Annotated in this window: 27 protein-coding genes; 15 read left to right on the top strand and 12 right to left on the bottom strand. The window is 68.1% G+C overall.

The window, feature by feature from the left end; all coding sequences use genetic code 11:
* Positions 1-110: 110 nt before the first annotated feature.
* Together A5650_RS03050 and A5650_RS03045 are read right to left on the bottom strand one after the other, a co-directional pair.
* A complete protein-coding gene (locus A5650_RS03050) occupies positions 111-1,274 on the bottom strand; it encodes an FAD-binding oxidoreductase (protein ID WP_067286128.1) in 1,164 nt (387 codons plus the stop codon).
* A 16-nt stretch (positions 1,275-1,290) separates the two neighbouring features.
* A complete protein-coding gene (locus tag A5650_RS03045; RefSeq protein WP_067286126.1) occupies positions 1,291-2,301 on the bottom strand; it encodes a hypothetical protein in 1,011 nt (336 codons plus the stop codon).
* Between the two features lie 99 nt (positions 2,302-2,400).
* Between A5650_RS03045 and A5650_RS03040 the strand changes: the two genes are divergently transcribed.
* Positions 2,401-3,048, top strand: coding sequence for a TetR/AcrR family transcriptional regulator (locus A5650_RS03040; RefSeq protein ID WP_067091873.1), 648 nt, complete (start codon positions 2,401-2,403; stop codon positions 3,046-3,048).
* Here the strand turns inward: A5650_RS03040 and A5650_RS03035 are convergent.
* From A5650_RS03035 to A5650_RS03025, 3 genes are all read right to left on the bottom strand, one after another.
* A complete protein-coding gene (locus A5650_RS03035; RefSeq protein WP_231992509.1) occupies positions 3,043-3,705 on the bottom strand; it encodes a GAP family protein in 663 nt (220 codons plus the stop codon). The two genes, A5650_RS03040 and A5650_RS03035, sit on opposite strands and share 6 nt — an antisense overlap.
* Before the next feature lie 89 nt (positions 3,706-3,794).
* Positions 3,795-4,748 (bottom strand): antibiotic biosynthesis monooxygenase, encoded by a 954-nt coding sequence (locus A5650_RS03030; RefSeq protein ID WP_067286195.1) that lies wholly within the window; start codon positions 4,746-4,748, stop codon positions 3,795-3,797.
* Positions 4,748-5,167 (bottom strand): Rv0361 family membrane protein, encoded by a 420-nt coding sequence (locus A5650_RS03025; protein WP_067286122.1) that lies wholly within the window; start codon positions 5,165-5,167, stop codon positions 4,748-4,750. Before A5650_RS03025 ends, A5650_RS03030 begins: the two co-directional genes overlap by 1 nt.
* A 192-nt stretch (positions 5,168-5,359) precedes the next feature.
* Between A5650_RS03025 and clpB the strand changes: the two genes are divergently transcribed.
* The 8 genes from clpB to nhaA all read left to right on the top strand — a co-directional run bounded on the left by clpB (position 5,360) and on the right by nhaA (position 15,594).
* Entirely contained in the window at positions 5,360-7,906 is a 2,547-nt protein-coding gene (gene clpB / locus A5650_RS03020; protein WP_067286120.1) for an ATP-dependent chaperone ClpB, read from the top strand.
* Between the two features lie 66 nt (positions 7,907-7,972).
* Complete coding sequence (locus A5650_RS03015; protein WP_067286118.1) at positions 7,973-9,310, top strand: alpha/beta hydrolase domain-containing protein; 1,338 nt, start codon at positions 7,973-7,975, stop codon at positions 9,308-9,310.
* A gap of 104 nt (positions 9,311-9,414) precedes the next feature.
* Positions 9,415-10,242: a trehalose monomycolate transport factor TtfA gene (ttfA, locus tag A5650_RS03010; protein ID WP_067091865.1), complete on the top strand. Its 828-nt coding sequence runs from the start codon at positions 9,415-9,417 to the stop codon at positions 10,240-10,242.
* A gap of 54 nt (positions 10,243-10,296) precedes the next feature.
* Positions 10,297-11,073, top strand: a complete 777-nt coding sequence (locus A5650_RS03005) for an SDR family NAD(P)-dependent oxidoreductase (RefSeq protein ID WP_067091863.1) — start codon at positions 10,297-10,299, stop codon at positions 11,071-11,073.
* A gap of 12 nt (positions 11,074-11,085) precedes the next feature.
* Positions 11,086-11,985, top strand: a complete 900-nt coding sequence (locus A5650_RS03000) for a hypothetical protein (protein WP_067286116.1) — start codon at positions 11,086-11,088, stop codon at positions 11,983-11,985.
* On the top strand, positions 11,978-12,628 hold the full coding sequence (locus A5650_RS02995) for a TrmH family RNA methyltransferase (protein WP_067286114.1): 651 nt from the start codon (positions 11,978-11,980) through the stop codon (positions 12,626-12,628). Before A5650_RS03000 ends, A5650_RS02995 begins: the two co-directional genes overlap by 8 nt.
* A gap of 15 nt (positions 12,629-12,643) precedes the next feature.
* Entirely contained in the window at positions 12,644-13,744 is a 1,101-nt protein-coding gene (locus A5650_RS02990) for a glycoside hydrolase family 76 protein (protein WP_067286112.1), read from the top strand.
* A complete protein-coding gene (gene nhaA, locus A5650_RS02985; RefSeq protein WP_067286110.1) occupies positions 13,741-15,594 on the top strand; it encodes a Na+/H+ antiporter NhaA in 1,854 nt (617 codons plus the stop codon). The genes A5650_RS02990 and nhaA overlap by 4 nt, the downstream gene beginning before the upstream one ends.
* Here nhaA and A5650_RS02980 read toward each other — a convergent pair.
* Positions 15,591-16,313 (bottom strand): DedA family protein, encoded by a 723-nt coding sequence (locus A5650_RS02980; RefSeq protein ID WP_067286108.1) that lies wholly within the window; start codon positions 16,311-16,313, stop codon positions 15,591-15,593. The genes nhaA and A5650_RS02980 overlap by 4 nt on opposite strands.
* An 87-nt stretch (positions 16,314-16,400) precedes the next feature.
* On the opposite strand from A5650_RS02980, the gene A5650_RS02975 reads away from it, so the two are divergent.
* A complete protein-coding gene (locus A5650_RS02975; protein WP_067286106.1) occupies positions 16,401-17,414 on the top strand; it encodes an alcohol dehydrogenase catalytic domain-containing protein in 1,014 nt (337 codons plus the stop codon).
* Positions 17,415-17,463: 49 nt separating this feature from the next.
* Positions 17,464-18,504, top strand: a complete 1,041-nt coding sequence (gene fbaA / locus A5650_RS02970; protein ID WP_067286104.1) for a class II fructose-bisphosphate aldolase — start codon at positions 17,464-17,466, stop codon at positions 18,502-18,504.
* Positions 18,505-18,549: 45 nt separating this feature from the next.
* Here fbaA and A5650_RS02965 read toward each other — a convergent pair whose 3' ends face one another.
* Complete coding sequence (locus A5650_RS02965; RefSeq protein ID WP_067286102.1) at positions 18,550-19,389, bottom strand: Rv0361 family membrane protein; 840 nt, start codon at positions 19,387-19,389, stop codon at positions 18,550-18,552.
* Positions 19,390-19,506: 117 nt separating this feature from the next.
* On the opposite strand from A5650_RS02965, the gene A5650_RS02960 reads away from it, so the two are divergent.
* Complete coding sequence (locus A5650_RS02960) at positions 19,507-19,923, top strand: DUF3151 domain-containing protein (protein ID WP_067286193.1); 417 nt, start codon at positions 19,507-19,509, stop codon at positions 19,921-19,923.
* Here the strand turns inward: A5650_RS02960 and A5650_RS02955 are convergent, their stop codons facing one another.
* From A5650_RS02955 to A5650_RS02945, 3 genes are all read right to left on the bottom strand, one after another.
* Positions 19,924-20,814: a cation diffusion facilitator family transporter gene (locus A5650_RS02955; protein ID WP_067286101.1), complete on the bottom strand. Its 891-nt coding sequence runs from the start codon at positions 20,812-20,814 to the stop codon at positions 19,924-19,926.
* A 62-nt stretch (positions 20,815-20,876) separates the two neighbouring features.
* Positions 20,877-21,659 carry a site-2 protease family protein gene (locus A5650_RS02950; protein WP_067286099.1) on the bottom strand — a complete coding sequence of 261 codons (783 nt, stop codon included), beginning with the start codon at positions 21,657-21,659 and terminating at the stop codon, positions 20,877-20,879.
* Positions 21,660-21,678: 19 nt separating this feature from the next.
* Positions 21,679-22,281 carry a peptidase M50 gene (locus A5650_RS02945; RefSeq protein ID WP_067286097.1) on the bottom strand — a complete coding sequence of 201 codons (603 nt, stop codon included), beginning with the start codon at positions 22,279-22,281 and terminating at the stop codon, positions 21,679-21,681.
* Positions 22,282-22,373: 92 nt separating this feature from the next.
* Between A5650_RS02945 and A5650_RS02940 the strand changes: the two genes are divergently transcribed.
* The 3 genes from A5650_RS02940 to A5650_RS02930 all read left to right on the top strand — a co-directional run bounded on the left by A5650_RS02940 (position 22,374) and on the right by A5650_RS02930 (position 25,038).
* On the top strand, positions 22,374-23,672 hold the full coding sequence (locus A5650_RS02940; RefSeq protein WP_067286095.1) for an adenylosuccinate synthase: 1,299 nt from the start codon (positions 22,374-22,376) through the stop codon (positions 23,670-23,672).
* Complete coding sequence (locus A5650_RS02935) at positions 23,669-24,316, top strand: PaaI family thioesterase (protein ID WP_067286093.1); 648 nt, start codon at positions 23,669-23,671, stop codon at positions 24,314-24,316. Before A5650_RS02940 ends, A5650_RS02935 begins: the two co-directional genes overlap by 4 nt.
* 83 nt (positions 24,317-24,399) lie before the next feature.
* A complete protein-coding gene (locus A5650_RS02930; protein ID WP_231992507.1) occupies positions 24,400-25,038 on the top strand; it encodes a hypothetical protein in 639 nt (212 codons plus the stop codon).
* Here A5650_RS02930 and A5650_RS02925 read toward each other — a convergent pair.
* Both A5650_RS02925 and A5650_RS02920 read right to left on the bottom strand, forming a co-directional pair.
* Positions 25,035-25,226 (bottom strand): ferredoxin, encoded by a 192-nt coding sequence (locus A5650_RS02925; protein WP_064402107.1) that lies wholly within the window; start codon positions 25,224-25,226, stop codon positions 25,035-25,037. The genes A5650_RS02930 and A5650_RS02925 overlap by 4 nt on opposite strands.
* A gap of 6 nt (positions 25,227-25,232) precedes the next feature.
* Positions 25,233-26,441, bottom strand: coding sequence for a cytochrome P450 (locus A5650_RS02920; RefSeq protein ID WP_067286091.1), 1,209 nt, complete (start codon positions 26,439-26,441; stop codon positions 25,233-25,235).
* Positions 26,442-26,451: the final 10 nt, after the last annotated feature.

The raw sequence follows: 26,451 nt of genomic DNA, 5'->3' as shown, positions 1-26,451 counted from the left end.
GCCACGACAGCGCGTGCCTGCGCGATTTGTGAAACCAGCTGCGCTCATCGCGACGAAACCGCCGTCGGATGCACAATTCAGTGGGTACGACCGCCGTCGCGCCGCGCGATTCAGGAGCTCAGCGGATCGTGCTGAATGCGTTCGGCCGGTGCTCCTTTGGCGAGCAGCGCCGCCTTGGTCGCCGTCACCATGTTCGGGCTGCCGCAGATCAGGATCTGTCGATCGCCCCAGTTGCCGTAGCGGGTGACCACGTCGGCGAGCGTGCCGGTCTGTCGCACGTGCAGACCGCGCGGCGGTCGTACGTCCGGGTAGTCGGTGGCCCACGGTGGGTCGACGTTGAACTCCGAGACCGGCGTGACCGAAAGCCACGGGTTCTGCGACGCGATCTCCCACAGCGTACGCAGGTCGTACAGGTCGCACGGATACCGTCCGCCGAAGAAAAGGTGGACCCGCGGATTGACGCCCCAGCGGGTGAGATCCATGATCAGCGTCCGCAGCGGCGCCAGCCCGGTACTGCCCGCCACCATCAGCACGTCGCCACCGTCGCGGTCCACGTGCAGCCCGCCATGCGGATTGGACAGCCGCCACCGGTCACCGGGTTTCGTCTCCGCGACGATCGCGGTGCTCACCATGCCCCCGGCCACCGAGCGGATGTGGAATTCGATGGCGCCGGAGGGCTCGGTCGGAATCGACGGGCTCAGATACCGCCACCGGCGCGGCCACTGCGGAACCTGAACGGTCACGTACTGGCCCGGGTGGTAGAACAGCGGACGATCCAGCTGCAATCGCACGACGGAGACGTCGCGGGTGACCCGCAGGTGCTCGATGACCGTGCCGTCGCAGAACGGCGGCCCCTGCTCCGCGTCGGCGGCCCCGCGCATCACCCCGATCATCAACGCGACGACGTCGTGTGCGGTCTCGGCGAGCCTGTCGTCCCAGTTCTCTGCCAAGTGATTACGGAAGCTGGCGTACAGCGCGGTTTGCATGCTGTCGTAATGCCGTTGCAGGACACCGTATTTACGGTGGTCCCGGCCGAGCTGAGCGAGGAACGCGACCGGTTCCCGGGCCCGTTGGGCGACGAGTTCGCCCAGCACCCAGGTGACGGCGTGGCCGAACCGCTGACGCTGCTCGTCCATGTCCGGCGGAAACAGGTCGCGCACCGAGATGTCGATCGCGAACCAATGGGTGTAGAAGCTGCGGATCAGGTCCGAGCCGGACGCGGGATCGACCGCGTCGCGCAGCATGCTCAGCGCGTCACGGTCGTCGAGTCCCACGCGGCCCGAGTGTATGTCAGCCGGGGGTCACCCTTCGCTGCCGAAGCGCCGCCACCACAATGAGCGCCACTCCGACGGCCGTCCAGCAGGCCAGCACGAGGACCGGTACTGCGGCGCCTGCTCCGTCGAAGAAGGCCGCCGACCGCAGCAGGGTGGCGTTGGCGCCCTGAGGCATGAACTGCCCGAACTCGCCCCACCCGCTCGGCAGCATTTCGGGGGCGCTGGTCAGACCCGAAAGCGGGTTGCCGACGAGCAGCGCGAGCGCCGCCCCCAGCGCGAGGCCGACCCGCCCGAACAGCGACCCCAGGCCCAAAAGCGTCAACCCCATGGCCAGGGCACCCAGCGTCAGCGCACCGGCGACTCCCCAGAAGTTCGCCTCGATCGAGCCCATCACCCAGCGCAGCAGCGCGGCGATGGACAGCCCGGCCACGCCCGCGAAAATTACGGCGGCGGTGAAGCGGGTCCACACCTCCCGCTTGAGCGCGAACATCAAGGCGATCGCGGGCAGCAGCCCGGCGAGGGTGATGGGCAGGGCAGAGGCGGCCAGGCCGGCGCCGCGCGGATCGTCGGCGGTCGGGGGCGCCAGGTCCTCGACGTGCAACTGCGTGCCGGTCTTCTGCGCGATGCCGTTGCCGATCTGGGACAACATCTGGGCGACCATCGGGCTGGCGCCGGTCGCGGTCATCAGCGTGGGTCCCTCGGGCCCGAACGCGATGCCGCCGTACACGTCGCGGTTGCGGATCGCCTCGCGAAGGGCGTCGGCCCCGGGGTAGTAGGTGACCGAGAACGCCCCCGGTGCCTGCTGGTCCAGGGTCGCCACCACCTGGCCACTTGCCGCCTGCGGTCCGGCCGCGCCGATCGGCACGTTATGTGGACCGCTGCGAGCGGCGGGCAGCGCGAAGGCCAGCGCGACGATCGCGATGACGACGGTGAGCACCACGACCACGCCCGTCGCGCGTACCGCGGCGGGGGGCTCGTGAACCGGTGAAGCGTGGTGGGGGGCCCTTTCCGGGGTTTCGGTAGTCATGATCCGCACCTTTTCATTCGACGTTGAATTTCTGCGTACGGGCAGAGTAACGCCGCGTCGTGACAATTTCAACACCCATTGAAATGATAGCCTCGTGGTATGGCGTCACCAGCCAAAACAGTCCGGCGCAGGGGCCGGCGACAGGGCGAGCCGGTTTCGCGCGACGCGGTGCTCGCGGCGGCGCGCAAGCGCTTCGGTGCCGAGGGATACGAGAAGACGACCCTGCGTGCGGTGGCCCGCGACGCCCATGTCGACCCGTCGATGGTGCTCTATCTGTTCGGCTCCAAGGCCCAGCTGTTCCGCGAGTCGCTCAACCTCGTCGTCACCCCCGGTGCGCTGGTCTCCGCGCTCGCCGGCGGCCCGGACGACGACCCCGACATCGGCACCCGCATGGTGCGGACGTACCTGCGGATCTGGCAGTCACCGGAGTCGGGCCCGACGATGGTCGCGATGTTGCAGTCGGCCACCTCGAACCCCGACGCGCACGAGGCGTTCCGCGGGTTCATGCAGGATCACGTGCTGAGCGCGGTGTCTGCTGAGCTCGGTGGAGGGGAAGAGGCCCGGCTGCGAGCGCTGCTGGCGGCGAGTCAGCTCGTGGGCACCGCGGTGCTGCGCTTCGTCATGAAGATCCCGCCGTTGGCGACGCTGCCCGATGACGACCTGGTTCGGCTGCTCGCGCCGACGGTGACGCGGTACCTGACGGCCGACGCCGCGGAGCTCGGGCTGCCGGAGCTCGGCGGGTCATAACCCGTGAATGCCCTTGTACAACACCATGAGACCGATCACGACGAGGATGCCCGCGATGAGGACGGCGTGCTGTCGGTCCATCCAGTCCTTGAGCCGGGCCAGCGGCTGGTCGAGTCGGTCGCCGGAGACCGCGTAGGCCAGGATCGGCAGCGCGACCGTCGAACCGGCCGCGATCACGAACCAGGCGACGGCCACCCAGTCGTCGCGGGGACCGCCGGCGGTTCCGATCGCCAAACCCGCTGCGGCGCAGATGAACAGGACCTTCGGATTGGCGACGGTCAAGAGCATCGCGGTGCCGCCCGCGCGCAGTGGGGTCAGCGTGCTCACGCCCTCCATCCAGCGCGGCTTGTGCGATGCCTTGTTGCGGGTGAACCAGCGATACGACCCGAACACGATGAGCGCCGCGCCGACCACGATCCGCAGCCATGACGCCCATCCCGGTGGTCGGCCCTCGCGGCCACCCAGCAGGCTGGACACCTGAAGGAAGATGCTCGTCAGCACCGCCAACCCGATCAGCCATCCGGCCAGAAAGGCCAGGCTCGTCGGGCGGGGCCGCGCGGTGTGCAGTACCAGCACCGCGGGGATGATCGACAGCGGTGAGAGCGCCACCACCAACGCCAACGGGATCAGTTCGGTGAGCAACGATCCCTTGTCCACGAGGCCGAACATAGCGGAATGCCCGCTGCCGGGGCGGTTCTTACGCCGCATGCACTCCGCGCGTCGCTGTTTCCTGACTCAGTGGCGTCTCAGAAGACGACCGACGCGAGGTGGAATATCAGCGCCCAGAACAACATCGCGACGACGATGGTGCCGACGCCCCGAAGGTTGGTCCGTGCGACGGGCACGTTCGGCGGTGGGCGCAACCAGTGCTTCAGCAGCGGGTTCACGTAGTAGGGCATGACGATGAAGCTGATCAGCAGGCTCGACAACAGGTTTCCGACGAGCATGTTCAACCACAGCGGCAGCCTCAGCGGCGACAGCGCGATGGTGAGCAGCATGACTGTCGGGTACAGCCCGACCCACACCGCGATGGACGTCTTGAGGTTCGTCGGTGGTGGGGCCTGCTTGCCATGCTCGTCGAAGGCGAACCAGCTCCCGAAGGAGTGGTCGATGGTGCGCAGATTGAAATCGGAGAACTGCTCGCCCTCGGCGAGGAGGTCGCGACGCTTCTTCGAGACCAACCACCGGTCGAGGTCCGCTGCGGTGTCGTAGCGGTACATGGCGGTCCACTCATCCTGAACTCCGGCCACCGGGCGGAACAGCTCGCTGCCGCGGAAGCCGGGAAACTCGTTCTCGGCCAGGCGAAGCCGGTCCTGCCAAGCGAGAAACTCATCTACCTGATCGGCGCGGACCCGGTGGCTGACGACGACGGTCACCAGCGCATCGCTGTCTGCGGCGCGGCCGCCGACGACCTGTTGGGTGGCCGGGCCGTCGAAGAGCTCCGCACCCGCGGTCAGCCGGCTCTGCCGCGTGGCGCTGTTGATCCACGCTTGAAGATGGGCGGTCGAATCGAAGCGATAGATCACCACCCATTCCGGCTGAACGGCGGTGGGCGAGCGGATTTCGGCGCCGAGGAAGCCGGTGTATCGGGAAGCCTCGCGGTTGAGGTCCTGCTGCCACCGTTCGAACGCCGCATCCTTACCGGCACGGACCCGCTGGCCGATGATGACCGTCGCGGCGGTGTCGCCATCCGTCACGATCAGATGGCTCGCGCCGGGTGGTACCGGCAGGCCTTCCACTCGCTGCCTTCGCGCAGGAAGTCGATGTCGAAGATCTTGGCCTCGGCTTTGTTGGCGGCCGCGAACCGAACGGTGGCCGCGGCCGTCAGGCTGGGCTCGCCGGCGACCCTCACCGAGCTCACGGTGATCTGCGTCGGACCGTCGGCCCGCCGGTTGGCGTACCACTCGGCCGCGAAGCCCGCGGACAGGCGCATCGGCGCGCAGACGTGCGCGGCGAACGATGCGAAGTCCTCGCGGTTGTAGGCGCCGTTCATCCCGTCGAGTACGGCCCGGACCTGATCCTCGTCGCTGACCGAGGCCGCGGGAACGGCCGACGCCGTCGGTGCGACCCCGCTCAGACTCACCGCGAAGCCCGCGAGTATCGCGACAAGCCGACGCATGCGTCCAGCCTCGCTGATACAGCTGTGAAAGTTGTGACAGCTGCGCGGCGTGTTGTACGGCCTCTCGAGAAGTGCGTGCGGGAGGCGGGAGAATTTGATTAGACTTGAGCGGAACAGACTCAAGATTGACGACGTTGATCTATGCGACAAGCATTTTTGCCAAGCTCACGTACCTAAGAAAGGGAGGGTGTCGTGGACTCGTTCAACCCGACGACCAAAACTCAGGCGGCGCTGACCGCGTCGTTGCAGGCCGCCACGGCCGCGGGCAACCCGCAGATCACCCCCGCCCACCTGTTGATGGCACTGCTGACGCAGAACGACGGCATTGCCGCACCCCTTCTCGAGGCCGTCGGCGTTGAACCCGCGACCATTCGCGCGGAGACGCAGCGGCTCCTCGACCGACTGCCCAGCGCCAGCGGCGCGGCCTCCCAGCCGCAGCTCTCTCCGCAGGCACTGGCCGCGATCACCGCCGCCCAGAACCTCGCGACCGAGATGGACGACGAGTACGTCTCGACCGAACACCTGATGGTCGGCCTGGCCACTGGCGACTCCGACACCGCGAAGGTGTTGACCGGCCACGGCGCCTCCCCGCAGGCCCTGCGCGAGGCGTTCGTCAAGGTGCGCGGCAGTGCCCGTGTCACCAGCCCGGACCCCGAGGGGACCTACCAGGCGCTGGAGAAGTACTCGACCGATCTGACCGCCCGCGCGCGGGAGGGCAAGCTCGACCCGGTCATCGGCCGGGACAACGAGATTCGTCGTGTCGTGCAGGTGCTGTCGAGGCGCACCAAGAACAACCCGGTGCTGATCGGTGAACCCGGCGTGGGTAAGACCGCGATCGTCGAGGGCCTGGCCCAGCGCATCGTGGCCGGCGACGTGCCGGAAAGCCTGCGCGACAAGACCGTCGTCAGCTTGGATCTGGGCTCGATGGTCGCCGGCTCGAAGTACCGCGGCGAGTTCGAGGAGCGGCTCAAGGCCGTGCTCGACGACATCAAGAACTCGGCCGGCCAGATCATCACGTTCATCGACGAGCTGCACACGATCGTGGGTGCGGGCGCGACCGGCGAAGGGTCGATGGACGCAGGCAACATGATCAAGCCGATGCTGGCCCGCGGCGAGCTGCGCCTGGTCGGTGCCACGACGCTCGACGAGTACCGCAAGTACATCGAGAAGGACGCCGCGCTGGAACGACGTTTCCAGCAGGTGTTCGTCGGTGAGCCGTCGGTGGAGGACACCGTCGGCATCCTGCGCGGGCTGAAGGACCGCTACGAGGTGCACCATGGTGTGCGCATCACCGACTCCGCGCTGGTGGCGGCGGCGACGCTGTCCGACCGCTACATCACAGCCCGTTTCCTGCCCGACAAGGCGATCGACCTGGTCGACGAGGCCGCGTCGCGGCTGCGCATGGAGATCGACTCGCGGCCGGTCGAGATCGACGAGGTCGAACGGCTGGTCCGCCGGCTGGAGATCGAGGAGATGGCGCTGGCCAAGGAAGAGGACGCCGCCTCCAAGGAGCGCCTCGAGAAGCTGCGCGCCGAGCTCGCCGACCACAAGGAGAAGCTCGCGGAATTGACCACCCGCTGGCAGAACGAGAAGAACGCGATCGACGTGGTCCGCGAGCTCAAGGAGCAGCTCGAGGCGCTGCGCGGCGAGGCCGACCGGGCCGAACGCGACGGCAACCTGGAGAAGGCCGCCGAACTGCGGTACGGCCGCATTCCGGAGGTCGAGAAGAAACTCGACGCCGCGCTGCCCCACGCCGAAGCTCGCGAGGATCTGATGCTCAAGGAGGAGGTCGGGCCCGACGACATCGCCGAGGTGGTGGAGGCGTGGACCGGTATCCCGGCGGGCCGGATGCTCGAGGGCGAGACGGCCAAGCTGCTGCGGATGGAAGACGAGCTCGGCAAGCGCGTCGTCGGCCAGAAAAAGGCGGTGCAGGCGGTTTCGGATGCGGTGCGCCGCAGCCGCGCCGGTGTCGCCGATCCGAACCGGCCCACGGGCTCGTTCATGTTCCTCGGCCCGACCGGTGTCGGTAAGACCGAGCTGGCCAAGGCGCTGGCGGAGTTCTTGTTCGACGACGAGCGGGCAATGGTCCGCATCGACATGAGCGAGTATGCCGAGAAGCACTCGGTGGCCCGCCTGGTCGGTGCGCCTCCGGGCTACGTCGGTTACGACCAGGGCGGTCAGCTGACCGAGGCGGTGCGCCGGCGTCCGTACACGGTGATCCTGTTCGACGAGATCGAAAAGGCTCACCCGGACGTGTTCGACGTGCTGCTGCAGGTGCTCGACGAGGGCAGGCTGACCGACGGGCAGGGCCGTACGGTCGACTTCCGCAACACGATCCTGATCCTGACGTCCAACCTGGGCGCGGGCGGGACCGAGGAGCAGGTGATGGCGGCGGTGCGCGCGGCCTTCAAACCCGAGTTCATCAACCGCCTCGACGACGTGATCGTGTTCGACGGGCTCAACCCCGAAGAGCTGGTCCACATCGTCGACATCCAGCTCGAGCAGCTGGCCAAACGGCTGGCGCAGCGACGCCTCACCCTGGAGGTGTCGCTGCCCGCGAAGCGGTGGTTGGCACAGCGCGGATTCGACCCGCAGTACGGCGCCCGCCCGCTGCGCCGGTTGATCCAGCAGGCCATCGGCGACCAGCTGGCCAAGCTGCTCCTGGCCGGCGACGTGCACGACGGCGACATCGTCCCCGTCAACGTCAGCCCGGACGGCGACTCGCTGGTCCTCGGCTGAGAAGGGATTTCGGCGTGCTCGTTCGCTTTGACGTGAACGAGCACGCCGAAGCCGCAAGATGGGGACGTGATCACATCCGTTCCCGGTAAGCCCAACCTGCTCCTCGGCGCCTACGACCTGGCCACGCTGGGTTACGGCGCCGAGGAGTTCTTCGTCTCCGACACCGCCAGGTCGTATGCGACCGACGCCACGGCCGACTACACCACCCGCATCGTGGTCCTGGTCCCGGTCGATCCCGCGCTGTTCAACGGCGCCGTGATCGTCGAATGGCTCAACGTCAGCGGTGGGTTGGATACCCCCGCGGTGTGGTCGATGGCGCATCGCGAGATCGCCCGCTCGGGTTACGCCTACGTGGGGGTGTCGGCCCAACGGGTCGGCGTCGAGGGCGGCACGAGCCTGGTCGGCATCGACATGTCGCTGAAAACACAGGATCCCGAACGCTATTCGCAATTGCATCATCCGGGAGACGAGTACTCCTACGACATCTACACGCAGGTGGGGCGCCTGGTCCGCGAAGGTGCCATCGACGGGCTGCGCCCGCAGACCGTGCTCGGCGTCGGTGAGTCGCAATCGGCCGTCTTCCTGTCGACCTACATCAACGAGATCGATCCGGACGCCGCCGTGTACGACGGATTCCTCGTGCACTCGCGGTTCGGTACCAGCGCGCCGCTGGATGGCGCGAACCTGTTCGAGGGGGACGAGTCAACCCAGCAAGCCGTCCCGTTCCGGCCCGACCCCCGCGTCCCGGTCCTGGCGTTCATCACCGAGACCGACCTGGTCGGCGGCTTCCGGGTGGGGTATCACGCTGTGCGCCAACCCGATCACGACCGGCTGCGGACATGGGAGATACCCGGCGCCGCCCACGCGGACAACTACACGATCATCGGCAGTTTCATGGACAGCGGGTGTGCACCGCTGGCCGACCTCGCGGCGGCATTCGCGCCGACCGACGAGCTCATGGGCGCGAAGCTCTCGTACAACATCAACTTCGGGCCACAGCACCACTATGTGCTGCAGGCCGCGGTCGTCCACCTGAACGACTGGGTGCGCACCGGCAGGCCCGCGCCCTCGGCACCGCCGATCGCGTTGACCGGATCCGACCCGGTGACGCCCGAACTCGACACCAACGGTCTTGCCAGGGGCGGCGTCCGCACGCCCTGGGTGGACGTGCCGACCGCTCGCCTCTCGGGGCTCGCCCCCGACGAGAGTCCGATGTCGTTCATCTTCGGCTCGGGCGAGGTCTTCGGCGACGGGGTGTTGGGCAGGCTCTATCCCGGCGGCAGGGCCGACTACCTCGAACGTTTCACCGCGGCGCTGGACAAGACGATCGAGGAGGGTTTCATCCTGGCCGCGGACCGCGCCGAGATCCTCGAGTTGGCCGCGGCCAGCTTCCCCGGCGGCTGAGCGCGGCGTCGCGGGCCGGCCCGGGGCCGTTGGACGCTATGTGATGGGGCTGTGATCCGCTCGAGTTCGGATTTGAGGGCTACCTGCAAGTAGGCTAGGACGCAATGGTCCCGCTTTGGTTCACGCTGTCCGCGCTGTGCTTCGTCGGCGCGGCCGTGCTGCTGTATGTCGACATCGACCGTCGACGCGGGCTGGGCCGCCGGCGCAAGTCGTGGGCGAAGTCGCACGGCTTCGACTACGAACACGAATCGCACGACATCGTCAAGCGCTGGAAGCGCGGGGTGATGTCGACCGTCGGCGACGTCAGCGCCAAGAACGTCGTGCTCGGCCAGATCCGCGGCGAGGCGGTGTTCATCTTCGACCTCGAGGACGTCGCGACGGTGATCGCGCTGCACCGCAAGGTCGGCACCAATGTGGTCGTCGACCTGCGGCTCAAGGGCATCAAGGAGCCGCGCGAGAACGACATCTGGCTGCTCGGCGCGATCGGCCCGCGGATGGTGTACTCCACCAACCTCGACGCGGCGCGGCGCGCGTGCGACCGGCGCATGGTGACCTTCGCCCACACCGCACCGGACTGCGCCGAGATCATGTGGAACGAGGAGCACTGGACGCTGGTCTCGATGCCGGTCACCAGCACCCGCGCGCAGTGGGACGAGGGTCTGCGCACCGTGCGTCAGTTCAACGATCTGCTGCGCGTGCTGCCGCCGACGCCGCAGGCGATGGCCAGCCAGAGCAGCCAGGGCGCGTTGGCCCGGCGAAGCGGATCGCCGAGCCGTCCACTCACCCCGGCGGCAGGCCGCGGGGAGCCGGCGCCCGACGCTCCGCCACGGCCCGAAGCCGCACGTTATCCGCAGCAACCCCCTCCTCGCCCGGACGCCAGGCGGCAACCGCCGTCGCGAAACGGCCGGCAGTCGCCGCACTACCAGCGGTAATCGCTCCCTTCCGGCGGCGCGGGGGCTCGCGACCGGGGGAAGTACCCTGAACCCATGTCTCGCCCCGTCGCCCTGATCACCGGACCGACGTCCGGCATCGGTACGGGCTTCGCGCGCAGGTTCGCCCGCGACGGTCATGATCTCGTTCTCGTCGCCCGCGACGGCGCCAGGCTCGAGCGCCTGGCCGCCGAACTGCACGATGAAGCCGGAGCGGCCGTCGAGGTGCTCACCGCCGACCTGGCCGAGGCCTCCGACCGGGCGAAGGTGGCCGACCGGCTCGCCGAGGGCGTTCAGGTCCTGGTCAACAACGCCGGGTTCGGCACCTCCGGGGAGTTCTGGAGCTCGCACTTCTCGCTGCTGCAGTCGCAGCTCGATGTCAACGTCACCGCCGTCATGCAGCTGACGCATGCTGCGCTGCCCCCGATGCTGGACGCCGGGCGCGGCACGGTGATCAACGTGGCCAGCGTGGCCGGGTTGCTGCCCGGGCGTGGTTCGACGTACTCGGCGTCCAAGGCGTGGGTGATCGCGTTCTCGGAGGGCCTCGCCAACGGCCTGGGCGGCACCGGGGTCGGGGTTCACGCCCTTTGCCCGGGCTTCGTCCGCACCGAGTTTCACCAGCGTGCGGGCATCGACATGGACGGCACGCCGTCGTGGTTCTGGCTCGAGGTCGACGACGTCGTCCGAGAGACGATGGCCGACGTCGCCAAAGGCAAGGTCGTGATCGTGCCCGGGGTCCAGTACAAGGTGCTCACCACCGGCGGCCGCGTGGTGCCGCGAAACCTGGTGCGCGCCATGACCAAAATCGTGGGTAGGGGCCGTGGCCGGACTTAGGGCACCGAATACGTGCGCACGCTGATCGCGGTGCTGACCGCGGTCCTCGTCATCGCGGCATCCGCATGCTCCAAGGACGACGCGTCGGCCCATCCCTACGCCGCGCAAACCGCGACCATCGGCGAATCGCTGGCGACGCTGGGCTGGAACATGTCGGTGTCGAACCTTCGCTTCGAGGGCGACTACGCGCTCTTCGACGTCGACGCCTCGCCATCGGAGGCCGGCGGGACGCACGCCAAACCCGAGGACATCCGCTTCGGCTTGTACGGGGCCCTCGCGCACCCGATCGAGGCCAACGCGCTCGGCAGCTGTCGCGACGTGACAAACCTTGACCTTCAACCACTCTCGGCCCCCGCCCCCGATCGCCTCACCGGCACCGTGTGCATCGGACCGGCGCGCGACCAGGTGCAGGTACGCGGCGTATACGCGTACTCGCCACGCGACCGGACACCGGGCACCACCGTCGCCCATCCCGCCGCGTTCCCCGTCGGGCTGCCCGCAGTCAGGGACAACGACACCGGACTGTCGCTGCGCACCACGAGCCTCGACGCCTTCCGCGGCGACGGCGCCATGCTCGACCCCACGGCCCTAGGCGACCCGGGCGCGTTCACCGGCAACGGCTACATGCTGCTCGGGCTCGAAATCAGCGGGCTGGCAGAGCAATACCGTGAGGTCTCGCAGCAGCGCGGGGGCCCCGCGATGGTGCTGGTCGCCCCGACGCTGCCCCCGCCGGGGCTCAGCCACGCGTGCGACGTCTACGGCGCCTCGATCCTGGTGCTTCCCGACGCCTCCCGTGACTCCGTGCAGGTGAAGGCATCGCTGTGCACCCAGGGCGAGATCAACAACGCGCTGCTGTACGCGACGGTTTCGCTCATCGGCACCCACGCCGCGCTGTGGACGAAGGATGACTGAACCACTGGAACCGGGGCCCACCGAATGGGGCGAGGGGCCCGGCGTCGGCCCGTGGCAGGGGCCGACGCCCGACGACCCGCGCTACGACCCCGACCTGCTCCGCGACGGCGACACCCGCAATGTCGTTGACGCATACCGCTATTGGCGGCGTGACGCGATCGTCGCCGACATCGACACTCGCAGGCACGCGCTGCACATCGCGATCGAGAACTTCGGCAACGACGCGAACATCGGCGCGGTGGTGCGCACCGCGAACGCGTTCGCGGTCGACACCGTGCACATCGTCGGCAGGCGGCGGTGGAACCGCCGCGGCGCGATGGTCACCGACCGCTATCAACGGCTGCGCCACCACGACACCACCGCCGCGCTGCTCGCGTACGCCGCCGACGCGGGGCTGACGGTCGTCGCCGTCGACAACGTGCCGGGGGCCGTGCGCCTCGAGACCACTCCGCTGCCGCGGAATTGCCTGCTGGTCTTCGGCCAGGAGGGGCCGGGGATCACGCCCGAGGCGACGGCGGGTGCGGCCATGACCGTGTCCATCGCCCAGTTCGGCTCCACGCGCAGCATCAACGCCGGCGTCGCCGCGGGCATCGCCATGCACACCTGGATCACCCAACACGGGGACCTTTCCGCGGCCTGGTAGGGCAGGATCGACACCATGGATCAGCTCTGGGCCAATCGCGCAGCCAGCGCTGAGGCCGCGGTCGCCAAGCGACACGTCAGACGCCTTTGGGGCCTGCCGGGCACCCAGCTGGGCGTCGTCGCCTGGCCGGCCACGCGGCAGCACCGGCTGTTCGGTACATGGCACTACTGGTGGCAGGCGCACCTGCTGGACAATCTCGTCGACGCCCAAGTGCGCGATCCGCGTCCCGAACGCCAGAAGGCGATCGCGCGCCAGATCCGCGCACACCGGTTGCGCAACAACCTGTCCTGGGTCAACAGCTACTACGACGACATGGCCTGGCTGGCGCTGGCCTTGGAACGGGCGGCCACGCTCGCGTCGGTCGAGCGGCCCAAGGCGCTGAAGAAGCTCTGCGACCAGTTCGTCAACGCGTGGGTGCCCGAGGACGGCGGCGGCATCCCCTGGCGCAAGCAGGACCAGTTCTTCAACGCGCCCGCCAACGGACCGGCCGCGATCTTTTTGGCGCGTTACGACCGGTTGCGCCGCGCGCAGCAGATGTCGGACTGGATCGACGAAACCCTGATCGACCCCGAGACCCATCTGGTGTTCGACGGCATCAAGGGCGGCTCGCTCGTGCGGGCGCAGTACACCTACTGCCAGGGCGTGGTGCTCGGCCTGGAAACCGAACTCGCGGCGCGCACCGACGACGCCGAGCACGCCACGCGGGTGCACCGCCTGGTGGCCGCGATCGCCGAGAACATGACGACCGACGGCGTCATCAAGGGCGCGGGCGGCGGAGACGGGGGCCTGTTCAACGGCATCCTGGCCCGCTACCTCGCGCTGACGGCCACCACGCTGCCGCAGAACGGCGACGAGGATTCCGCGGCGCGTGACACCGCCCGCTCGCTGGTGCTGGCCTCGGCGGAGGCCGCATGGCAGAACCGTCAGGTGGTCGACGGGATGCCGCTGTTCGGCGCGTTCTGGGACCGCACCGCCGAGATCCCCACCGCTGCCGGAGGGCAGGCGCAGTTCGTGGAGGGAGCGGTCAACGCCTCGGAGGTGCCCGAGCGCGACCTGTCGGTGCAGCTGTCGGGGTGGATGCTGATGGAAGCCGCGCACGCGGTGGCCGGGGCGTGAGCACAGAGACCGGCCCGCGGATCGCACGCCTGCTGCCCGCTCGGTTCACCAGCGACGCCAAATCCGCCAAGACGAACGAGAACACCGCGGCCGGTCTGCTGCTGCTGTTCACACTCGCCGCGCTGCTGTGGGCGAATTCGCCCTGGGCACAGAGCTATTGGATGCTGCTCGACACACACGTCGGGTTCACCTTCGCCGAAAGCCGTTTCGAGCTGACCGTCAAGCACCTGGTCAACGACGGCCTGATGGCGTTCTTCTTCTTCATCGTCGGTCTGGAGGTCAAACACGAGTTCGCCATCGGCGAGCTCACCGATCGGGCGCGCGCGTCGGTGCCGGTGGTGGCGGCGATCGCCGGTCTTGCGGTACCCGCCGCGATCTTCCTGCTGTTCAATCCCTCCGGGGAGAACGCGCAAGCTTGGGGCGTCGTGATCTCGACCGACACCGCGTTCCTGATCGGCGCACTGGCGATCATCAAGCCGATGTTCCCGTCGCGCCTGCGGACGTTCCTGCTCACGCTGGCCGTCGTCGACGACGTCGGCGCGTTGTGCGTGATCGCGCTGTTCTACTCCGACCGCATCGACGTTGTGCCGCTGGTGATTTCGATTGCCCTCATTGCGGCCATCGCCTTGGTGCGATTGCTGCCCGCCGCGCGCGGACCCGCCTACGCCGCGCTCGGCTTCTCGCTGTGGGTGAGCATGTACATGGCCGGAGTGCACCCGACGCTGGCCGGTGTGGCGGTGGCGCTGCTGATCCCGGTGTACTCGCCCGAACGCAGCCAGGTCGAGGAGGTCGTCGCGCGTATCCGGGCGTTCCGGCAGTCGCCGAACTCGCGCTATGCCCGTGAGGTGACTCGCGGTCTGCGCGACTCGATCTCGATCAACGAACGGCTGCAGACCGGCGTCGGCCCGTACGTCTCGTTTCTGGTCCTGCCGCTGTTCGCCCTCGTCAACGCCGGCGTCCAACTCGACGCCGAGAGCGTCTCGGCGGCGCTGCGCTCGCCGTTGACGTGGGGCATCGTCGCCGGCCTGGTGCTCGGCAAGTTCGTCGGCATCACCGGCGCGACATGGTTCATGCAACGCACCGGGTTGGGTGCACTGGCGCCCGGCTTGGCCCTGCGCCGGATCGCAGGCGGTGCCGCGCTGTCCGGAATCGGCTTCACCATCTCACTTTTCATCGTCGACATCGCGATCGACGATCCTGGTCGCAAAGAGCAGGCGATCATCGGTGTGCTGATCGCGTCGGTGGTGGCGTTCCTGCTCGGTTGGCTGATCTTCCGTCTCACCGACTGGCTCAGTCCGCCGGAGCCGGTCGGACTGAAGCTGCTGAGGCCGATCGATCCGGACCGCGACCACATCAAGGGTGAGCCCGACGCCCCGCTGACGCTGGTGGAATACGGCGACTTCGAGTGCCCGTTCTGCAGCCGGGCGACCGGGGCGATCGACGAGGTGCGGGCGCACTTCGGCAACGAGCTGCGCTACGTGTGGCGTCATCTACCGCTGGAGCGCGCCCATCCCCGGGCCTTCGATGCCGCCCGTGCGAGCGAGGCCGCCTCGCTGCAGGACAGGTTCTGGGAGATGGCCCGCGAACTGTTCGGCCACCAGGACGACCTCGAGTGGTCGGACATGTACCGCTACGCCGTGGCGGCGGGTTGCGACATCGAGCGGTTCGACCAGGACGTGCGCGTGCACCCGTCAACGGTGCTGCACCACGTCCAGGACGATGCGCAGGATGCGGAGCTGATGGACCTGAACTCGACGCCGACGTTCTTCGTCAACGGCAAGCGGCACAAGGGTCCGTGGGATGCGGCCAGCTTGATCCGCGCGCTCGAGAACAGCCGACCAGGTCGTTAACCCTGCTCGCCGGTTTCCAGCGGGGGGGTCGCGATGCCGGCTCGTTTCGCCGCGCGCCGCCGCTTGTACCACTCGATGAACATCGGCAGCACCGAGACCACGACGATCGCGACCACGATCGGCTCGAGCAGCTTCTGGATGATCTCGAACCGGCCGAGCCAATAGCCGAGCAGCGTCAGGCCGACGCCCCACACGACCGCGCCGATCACGTTGAACAACGTGAACGCCGGGTAGCTCATCCTGGCCGCGCCTGCCGTGATCGGCGCGAGTGTGCGCACGATCGGCACGAAGCGCGCAATGACGATCGCGAACGGTCCCCGCTGCTCGAAGAACACGTGCGCCTCGTCGAGGTACTTCTGCTTGAGGAATCTGGCGTCGGGCTTGAACATCGCGGTGCCGATGTTGCGCCCGATCCAGTACCCGACCTGACCGCCCAGTATCGCGGCGAGGGGGATGAACACCAGCAACTGCCAAAGCTGGAAGTTGATGACGTCGCCACCACCCTCGGCCAGCGCGGCCGTGCCCGCGGCCAGCATGCCCGCCATGAACAGCAGCGAGTCACCCGGCAGGACCGGGAACAGCACCCCGGACTCGACGAAGATGACCACCAGCAGCCCGACCAGTGCCCACGTGCCGAAATAACCGAGCAAGGTCATCGGATCGAGGAAGTCCGGCATGAGCGCCAGCTGGTCGGTCGCCGCGAGGGCCGAGGTGGTCATGGCTCACCAAGATACCGGCGTCGCGACCACGGTCCCGCCCGCGCGCAGGGGGTGCGCCCGGCCGTCGTTCGTCACTAATGTCTGTCTATGCCCACTCACAAGGCGGTTCTCGTCGAATCCGCCGGCGGTCCTCTCACCCTCTCCGTCGTCGAGACAACGCCGCCGCCGCCGCTGCACGTGCGGATCGCCGTCGCGGCCTGCGGAGTGTGCGGCACCGACCACGGTTTCGTCGCCGGCGGTTTCCCCAACATGAACTGGCCCATCACGTTGGGCCACGAGGTCGCCGGGACCATCGCCGAGGTGGGCCCCGACGTCGAGGACTTCGCCGTCGGTGATCGCGTCGCCGTCGGATGGTTCGGCGGCAACTGCAACCGCTGCGTGCCCTGCCGCAAGGGCCAGTTCATGCAGTGCGAACGCATGCAGGTGCCGAGTTGGCACTATCCGGGCGGATACGCGGAATCGATGGTCGCGCCCGTCACCGCGCTCGCGCGCATCCCCGAGGAACTGTCGTTCGCCGAGGCCGCGCCGATGGGTTGCGCGGGCGTCACCACCTTCAACGGCCTGCGCCAGTCGAGGGCCAAGTCCGGCGACCTGGTGGCCGTGCTCGGTGTCGGAGGCCTCGGCCACCTCGGCGTGCAATTCGCACGGGCGATGGGCTTCGAGACCGTGGCAATCGCGCGAGGTGCCGACAAGGAGGCAGACGCCCGCGAACTGGGCGCCCACCACTACATCGACTCGAGGGCTGTCGATGTCGCCGCGGCGCTGAAGGACCTCGGTGGGGCTGCGGTGGTGTTGGCGACTGCCGCCAATTCGCAGGCGATGGCCGACACCGTCGGCGGCCTGGCGCCCCAGGGTGAGCTGGTCATCATCGGCGTCACGGCCGACCCGCTGCCGATCGCCCCGATCCAATTGATCAACGATGGGTTGAGCGTCAGCGGTCATCCGTCGGGCACCTCGCGCGACGTCGAGGAGACCATGCACTTCGCCGTGCAGAGCGGGGTGCGCGCCAGGATCGAGGAACGGCCGCTGGCCGAGGCCGCCGAGGCCTTCGCCGCGATGGAGGAAGGTCGCGCGCGGTACCGCATGGTCTTGACCATGTGAATCGGCCGCCGCGGTGGGATAATCACCGAAACCGGCAAGAGGAGGGCTCATGCCCATCGCAACGCCCGAGGTGTACGGGGAAATGCTCGACCGGGCAAAGGAGCACGGTTACGCCTTTCCCGCGATCAACTGCACGTCGTCGGAGACCGTCAACGCCGCCATCAAAGGCTTCGCCGACGCCGGTAGTGACGGGATCATTCAATTCTCCACGGGCGGAGCGGAATTCGCGTCCGGCCTCGGTGTCAAGGACATGGTCATCGGTGCGGTCGCTCTGGCCGAGTTCGCCCACGTCATCGCCGAGAAGTATCCGGTCACGGTGGCGCTGCACACCGACCACTGCCCCAAGGACAAGCTCGACACCTACGTGCGCCCCCTGCTCGCGGTTTCGCAACAACGGGTCTCCGGCGGTGGGCAGCCGCTTTTCCACTCGCACATGTGGGACGGCTCGGCGGTCCCGCTCGACGAAAACCTCGAGATCGCACGCGAATTGCTGAAGGACGCCGCGGCGGCGAAAATCGTGCTGGAGATCGAGATCGGCGTCGTCGGCGGTGAAGAGGACGGCGTCGCCAACGAGATCAACGACAAGCTCTACACGACGGCCGAAGATTTCGAGAAGACCGTCGAGGTGCTGGGCGCGGGCGAACACGGCCGCTACCTGCTGGCGGCCACATTCGGCAACGTGCATGGCGTTTACAAACCGGGCAACGTCAAACTTCGGCCCGAGATCCTCGACGAGGGGCAGAAGGTCGCCGCAGCGAAGCTCGGATTGGATTCGGACGCAAAGCCTTTCGATTTCGTCTTTCACGGCGGCTCGGGTTCGCTCAAGTCAGAGATCGAGGACGCGTTGCGCTACGGCGTGGTGAAGATGAACGTCGACACCGACACTCAGTATGCGTTCACCCGACCGGTCGCGGCGCATATGTTCACCAAGTACGACGGCGTGCTGAAGATCGACGGTGAGGTCGGGGACAAGAAGGCCTACGATCCGCGCAGCTATCTGAAGAAGGCCGAGGCGTCGATGACCGAACGCGTCGTCGAGGCGTGCCGGGATCTGCACAGCGCCGGCCGTTCGGTCACCGCGTCCAAGTGATTTCGGTGCGCTAACCGTCGCTCAGCGATCGGTAGCGCACCGAAATCACTCAGGCGCTTGGCAGATCTTCCATTGGTCGTCGCGGAACTCCAGATCGAAGCTGCGCGTCGAGCGGGTCTGCGGGGCGTACGCCATGAAGGCAGTGACGTTCGCCTCGGCGTGGTCGCCGTTGATCACCACCTGGTCGATGCTCGCGACCACCGGATACTGCTTTGCGGCCGCGACTCGTTCGTGGATCTCCGCCCAGGTCTTGTCGTCGTACCTGACGTAGCTGTCCCGCTTGCTTCCGCAGGTGATGCTGCGCAGTTTCGCCAGATCGCCGTTCTGGATCGCGGTGTCGAATTCGGAGATGGTGTTGCGGACCATCTCCTCCTGCGACGCCTTCGGCGTCGAATCCCTGGTCAACAGCACCGTGCCCAGCACCGCGATCGCCACGAGCGCGGCGATGACCAGCACGACGGCCACCACCCAACCCCAGCTGCGACGCTGCTGCGGCGGCCTGGGCGCTTCGCCGCGTGGCGGGATGACCTGCGGGGCAATGGGTTTCTGGCCGGGGGGCGCGAACACCTCGGTCGCCGGTTCGGTCGGGGTGTCGATCCGCTGCGTCGTGCCCGCGTCGAACCCGGACGGTGCGGTGAACCGGCGCTCGCCCTCGTCGATGGCCAGCGCCGGCTCGGTCGGGGGTGGGGCGGTCGACATCACCTCGGTCGCGGGTTCGTGATCGGCGTGCGGTTCGATCACCTCGGTGGCCGGTTCGGCCCCGTCCTGCGTCTCCTCCGTAGGCGAAGCGTCGTCGCTTTCGGGGTTCTCGGAGGCGTGAACGTCCGAGGCGTCCGATCCCTCCGGATGCTCTTCCGGCTGATCAGGCCCTGATGGATTCGACATGCCCGCTGCGGTCCTCCCTTACGACGCTACGGGCCGAAGCTTAGTCATCGCTCGGGCGTGCGCGCTCGGACCGGTGCCGTGCCGGCGGTGCTGACTCGCACGGGCACAATGGGGGTCATGACAGGTATGGGTGATCTCCTCGGGCCGGATCCGGTACGGCTGCCCGGCGACAGCGAGGCGGAATCCGAACTCGCATCGGGCGAGAAGCCCGCGATCGTGGCGGCCGCGCATCCTTCGGCGTCGGTCGCATGGGCGACGCTGGCCGAGGAGGCGCTCAAGGAAGACAGGGCGATCACCGCGTATGCCTATGCGCGCACCGGATACCACCGCGGGCTGGATCAGTTGCGCCGCAACGGCTGGAAGGGCTTCAGTCCGGTGCCCTACAGCCACGAGCCCAACCGTGGTTTCCTGCGCTGTGTCGCCGCTCTGGCCCGGGCGGCCGACGCGATCGGGGAGACCGACGAGAACCAGCGCTGCCTGGATCTGCTCGACGACTGCGATCCGTCGGCGCGGGCCGAACTCGGGCTCGCCTGACTACTCCGCCTCGCAGTTGCAGTCCCCGGCCCCGTCGCCCGGTTCCACCTGAACCGTCGCATGGTCCAGCCCGCGTTCGGTCAGCACGGCGCGCGCATCGTCGAGCACCAGCGCCGAATCGCGGTCACTGGTCAGATGCGCGGTGACCATGTCCTTGCCCGGCACCAGCGTCCAGACGTGCAGGTCGTGCACGTCGGTGACACCCTCCACCGCACACAGCGCGCTCCGCAGCTCCTCCACGTCGATGTGGGCGGGTGAGGATTCAGAGAGGATCCGCAGGGCAGCCCGTGCCAACGAGAACGCCCGCGGCAACACCCACAGCGCGACGAACACCGCGACCACGACGTCGGCGTACGGCCAGTGCGTCGTGACCGTCACGATGCCCGCGATCAGCACTCCGATGCTGCCGACGGTGTCGGCGACGACCTCCATGTAGGCGCCCTTGACGGCCAGGCTCTTCTCGGAGTGTGACCGCAGCAGCAGCACCACGACGGCGTTGGCCGCCAACCCCGCCAGGGCGACGACGATCATCGGCACACCGGGCACCTCGGGCGCGTGGCCGAGCCGTTCGATCGCCTCGAACAGGATGAACCCCGCAACGCCAAGCAGGAGCACGGCGTTGGCGACGGCGGTGAACACCTCGGCGCGGTGCCAGCCGTAGGTGCGCGCCGGGGAGGCGCTGCCGCGGCGGGCGAGGAGGACCGCGGTCAGACCCATGAACATCGCGACCAGATCGGTCAGCATGTGCCCGGCGTCGGCCAACAGCGCGATGGAGTCGATGAGCAGCGCCGTGACGAGCTCGACCACGAAGAAGGCGGTGAGGATCCCCGCGGCGACGACCATCCGGCTGACGCGGGTGTCGCGTCTGCTGTGATCATGGCCGGCGCCCATGCCAGCAATCTATGCGCAAGTCCGCATATGTCGCAAGGGTGTGCGTCCCGCGTCGCGGGTGCCTAGAACCAGGCCGACCAGAAGCGGGTCAGATCGCTGCCCAGCCACACCAGCGGGCGCGCCACGCCGGAGAAGTCGAAGAACCACAGCACCAGCTGCCAGAACCACCGGTTCAAGCCGGGACTGAACAGCAGCAAGAGCAGGACCAGCAACCCCCACTGCTTGGCAGGGGCCACGGCTCGTTGCGTCTGCGGGCTCAGGTGCGGCTCGAGTGCGCCGTATCCGTCGAGCCCGGGCACCGGAAGCATGTTCAGCACGAACGCGGTCACCTGGAGGAAGCCCAGGAACGCCATGCCGGCCCAGAAGACGCCGTGCGCGGGGTCGGAGAGCGCGCTCGTCAGGATCAGCAGCAGTGCCGCGAACACCAGGTTGGTGAACGGCCCGGCGAGGCTGACCACGCTGCGCTGCCGCGGGGTCATCCAGCCGGTGCGGACGTACACCGCGCCACCGGGCAGGCCGATCCCGCCGATCGCGATGATCAAAACCGGCAACCCGATCGACAACAGCGGATGGGAGTACTTGAGCGGGTTGAGCGTGAGGTAGCCCCGGGTGGCGACGTCCCGGTCGCCGAACCGCCACGCGGTGTAGGCGTGGGCGAACTCGTGTACGCACAGCGACACCAACCAGCCCGCGATCACGAACGTGAACACCCCCACGTAGGCGAGCGGCCGCGACGTGTCCGTCGTGCACGTCCACGCCATCACACCACCGGCGACGGTGGCCGCCACGATGGCCAGGAAGACGGGGCTGGGCCGCACCGACTGATGCAGCGGACGAACACTCACGCGTCGACGCTACCGGAGGTCAGATGACCCGCAGCCAGCCTTCGGTGTGCCGGTAGAACGTCGAGCGCCGGACCGGACGCGGAGCCATCACCCCGTCGCGGACCACGAATGCGCCGGTGCTGCCGAGCTGGGCGGCCCGCCCGGTCACCCACCGGCGTGGCCGCATATGGCGCGACAGCACGCTCGCGCGTAGGCCCGGCATCGTCGCCGTCGGCTCGATGCGCACCCCGGTCACGGCGCCGTCGAACAGCACCTCGTCGTCAACCACCGCCTCGCCGGTCAGCTCGGCCGGCGGCGAATTCTTCTCCAGGCCGCTCTTGCCGAGCCAGATTGCGGCCCCCACCAGCGCGGTTCCCCGGTCGTCGCGGATCAGCGGCACCCGGGTGGCGCCCCCGTGCAGGGCCCGGCGCGCGTGCCAGGGACGCCGCAGGTGGGCCACCTCGACACCGAGCCGGCCGGTGCGCAGCAGCCCGGTCAGCACCGTCGCCAGGTCGGCGTCGGAGCCGAGAACGATCAGGCGACGACAGGGGGCATCGGGCGTTTCGGCGACCGGTAGCCCGCGCAGCGAACGCGGCAGCCGACGCTTGCCGAAACGCAACACCACGACGTCAGCGGTGTTCAAGTTCGGCTCCTCGCAAGTGGCTGGGATAGGGTGGCTCACCGGCTACAACAAGGTTTCGTGCAAGAGTAGCCGGGAATTGCGAGGTCCTAGCCATGCCGGCAATCGTGCTCATCGGTGCGCAATGGGGCGACGAGGGCAAAGGAAAAGCCACCGATCTGCTCGGTGGCCGCGTCCAGTGGGTGGTGCGGTATCAGGGCGGCAACAACGCCGGCCATACCGTGGTTCTGCCGACCGGTGAGAACTTCGCGCTGCACCTCATCCCGTCGGGGATCCTCACGCCCGGCGTCACCAACGTCATCGGCAACGGCGTCGTGGTCGACCCGGGCGTGCTGCTGACCGAACTGCAGGGGCTCGTCGATCGCGGTGTCGACACCGAGCGGCTGCTGATCTCCGCCGACGCCCACCTGCTGATGCCGTATCACGTCGCGATCGACAAGGTGGTCGAGCGCTATGCCGGCAGCAAGAAGATCGGCACGACCGGGCGCGGTATCGGCCCCTGTTACCAGGACAAGATCGCCCGCATCGGCATTCGCATGGCCGACGTGCTCGACCCGGCGCTACTGGCCGAGAAGATCGAGGCCGCACTGGAGTTCAAGAACCAGGTGCTGGTGAAGATCTACAACCGCAAGGCGCTCGAGGCCGCGGAGGTGGTCGACAACCTGCTCGGTCAGGCCGAGGGGTTCAAGCACCGCATCGCCGACACCCGTTATCTGCTCAACACGGCGCTGGAGAAGGGCGAGACGGTACTGCTGGAGGGTTCGCAGGGCACCCTCCTCGACGTCGACCACGGCACGTATCCCTTTGTGACGTCGTCGAATCCGACTGCCGGCGGCGCCGCCGTGGGGTCGGGTATCGGGCCGACGCGGATCACCACCGTGCTCGGCATCCTCAAGGCCTATACGACGCGCGTGGGCTCGGGGCCGTTCCCGACCGAGTTGTTCGACGCCAACGGCGAATACCTGTCCAAGACGGGCGGTGAGTTCGGCGTGACGACCGGCCGGCGGCGCCGGTGCGGATGGTTCGACGCCGTGATCGCCCGATACGCCACCAGGGTCAACGGCATCACCGACTACTTCCTCACCAAGCTCGACGTGTTGTCCAGCCTCGAGACCGTGCCGGTGTGTGTCGGCTATCGGGTGAACGGCAAGCGGCTGGACGACATGCCGATGACCCAGTCCGACATCGCGCACGCCGAGCCGATCTACGAAGAGCTGCCCGGCTGGTGGGAGGACATCTCCGGCGCCCGCGAATTCGACGATCTGCCCGCCAAGGCGCGTGACTACGTGCTGCGGGTGGAAGAGCTTGCCGGGGCGCATGTTTCGTGCATCGGTGTCGGCCCCGGGCGGGACCAGACCATCGTGCGCCGCGACATCCTGGCAACCGAAGGATGACCGGCGACTACGGGCTCGACCCGCGGCGAGTCGACCCCGAATACGACCGCCACGGCGGGTTCCCGGTGTACGAGCCGGCCCAACCCGGTCCCGGATTCGAACGTTTCCTCACCGCGATGCGCCAAGCGCAGGACCTCGCCGTCTCGGCGGACCCGGCCCCGGACACCTGGGACGAGGCGGCCGACCGGGTCGAGGAACTGGTCAAGCTGCTCGATCCGTACCGCGCCCGCGAGGGCGTCGGCCCCGCCAATCGGACACCGTCGTTGCCGGGGGCGGGCAGCCTGCTGATGCCGCCGTGGATGGTCACCAAGTTCGAGGCCGACGGCGTCGAACTCGAGGTCACGTTCAGCCGCTACCACGTCGGCGGAAACTCCGCGGTGCACGGCGGCGTGCTGCCGCTGCTGTTCGACTCGATGTTCGGCATGGTGATCCACGCCGTGGGCCGGCCGATCAGCCGCACCGGCTTCCTGCACGTCGACTACCGCAAGGTGACCCCGATCGACACCCAGCTCACCGCGCGCGGTTGGCTGCGTGAAGCCCAGGGGCGCAAGGCGTTCGTCAACGCCGAGTTGCGCGACCCCGAGGACAACCTGCTCGCCGAGGCGAACGGGTTGATGATCCAGTTGCTCGCCGGACAGCCGTGAGGCCGCATCGCTGACGGGTCCGTGAGCGGACGAAAATTCCCGATCCGCCCGCAGTTTCGCGATCACGATGTCACGATCACGGCGTGACGACCGAGCAGGCCGACCAGCGGCCCCGACGCCTGACCACCCCGCGCTCGGCCGTGCTGGCCGGTGTGGCGTTCGCGCTGTTGTTCGCCACCGCGCTCGTGCTGATCCGGGTGGTGCTGCCCGAGGGTGGGGAACCGGGCTCGGAGTGGGTGCGTCAGCACACCATCAACATGCGGATCGCCGCGGTCCTCATGCCGTTCGCCGGGATCGCGTTCCTTTGGTTCATGGGCGTCCTGCGCGACGGGATGGGCCGCTACGAGGACAAGTTCTTCGCGACCGTCTTCCTCGGCAGCGGCCTGCTGTTTCTGGCGATGATGTTCTCGGCGGTCGCAGTGGGTGTGGGACTCGAACGCGGGGGCGCCGCAATGCATCCCGGTGTGGCCGCGTTCGGCCAGATGATGCTGTTGACGATCTCGAAGACCTATGCGCTCCGCATGGCGGCGGTATTCATGATCTCGCTGGCCACGATCTGGCTGCGCACCCGGTTGATGCCCCGCTGGCTGGCCGTAGCCACCTACGCCGTGGCGGTCGGGGTGCTGCTGGCCGCCGACATCAGCATGTGGCTGACGCTGATCTTTCCGGCGTGGGTGTTGGCGGTCAGCGTCGTGCTTCTCGTCCGCCACCGCCCCGGTTAGTCGACCAGCCGCAAAGCCTGTGAGGGACAAAGCTTCACGGCCTCGCGAGCATGGTCGAGTTCGTCGTCGGGCACCTCATCGACCAGCACCACGACGATGCCGTCATCGTCCTGGTCGAAAACGGCATCCGCGGACATCACGCAGTTGCCCGCCTGGATGCAGACGTCGCGGTCGGCGTGCACCTTCACTTCTCGTCACCTCCAATCGACTGACAACGATTTCAGACCGTAGATGAAGTGGAACGACCGGAACTGCACATCGTCGAAGTCTTCGGCCAGTCGCAGTGCCGGAAAGCGTTGCAGCAGAGCGGGGAACGCGACCCGCATCTCCATCCGGGCCAGCGGGGCGCCGAGGCAGTGGTGCACGCCGTGGCCGAATGCGAGGTGACCCGCGGCGCCGCGGCAGATGTCGAGAGCGTCGGGGTTGTCGATGAAGTCGGGATCACGATTGGCCGACGGCAGCGACGCGAACACCAGCTGACCGGCCGGGATCACCACACCGGCGATCTCGACGTCGGCGGTGGTGATGCGCGGGATCGCGCTGTGCACGATCGACAACCACCGCAGCAGCTCTTCGACCGCGGGCCCGACCGCATCGGCATCGTCGCGGACGGCGGCGAGCTGATCGGGATGCCGGAGCAGCGCCAGCGTGCCCAATCCCAGCATGTTCGAGGTGGTTTCGTGGCCGGCGAGCAGCAGCAGCCCGGCGATACCGACCAGTTCGTCGTTGGTGAGCTCAGCGCCGTGTTCACGGACCAGCATGCCGAGGATGTCGTCACCGGGTCTGCGCCGGGCACGCTCGACGAGCGACCGCATGTACGCCCGACCGGCGCGCTGCAGTTCGAGGCGCTCGGTGAACGGAAGCGACAGGTCGAGCTGGCGCGCGCTGCGGTGCTGGAAATCGTCGCGGTCCTCGTACGGCACGCCGAGCAGTTCGCAGATGACCAGCGACGGGATCGGCAGTGCGAAGTGCTCGACGAGATCGGCAGGGGCACCGGCGGTTTCCATCATGTCCAGGTGCGTCGAGACGATCTCGACGATGCGGGGCTCGAGCCGCTTGATCCGCCGGATCGTGAACTCCGGAGTGAGCATGCGGCGCAGTCGCTGGTGTTGCGGTGGGTCGAGGCCGAGCAGGTTGCCGGCGCGGGAACTGCTCAGCTCCTCCTCCGAGAGCGTCGGCGCACCCGGGAGGACGAAGCCCGGCGGGCGGCCGTTGGAGAACCGCTCGTGGTCGGACAGCACCCGTTTGACGTCGTCGTGCCGGGTGACCAGGTACACGGTCATACCGAAGGAGTTGACGACCGTGCGAACGCCGGTGGTCTCGCGTATCTCGGTCAGCGCCGGGGTCGGATCGAACGCGTCGCGACGCATGTGCAGCGGCGGCAGCTCCGGTGCTTGCGTCATGACACGACGC

It is taken from the genome of Mycobacterium sp. 1164985.4, from assembly GCF_001668575.1.
Lineage (GTDB): Bacteria > Actinomycetota > Actinomycetes > Mycobacteriales > Mycobacteriaceae > Mycobacterium.
The sequence above is the reverse complement of the archived record's forward strand: the minus strand, read 5'-3'. Positions and strand labels throughout refer to the sequence as shown.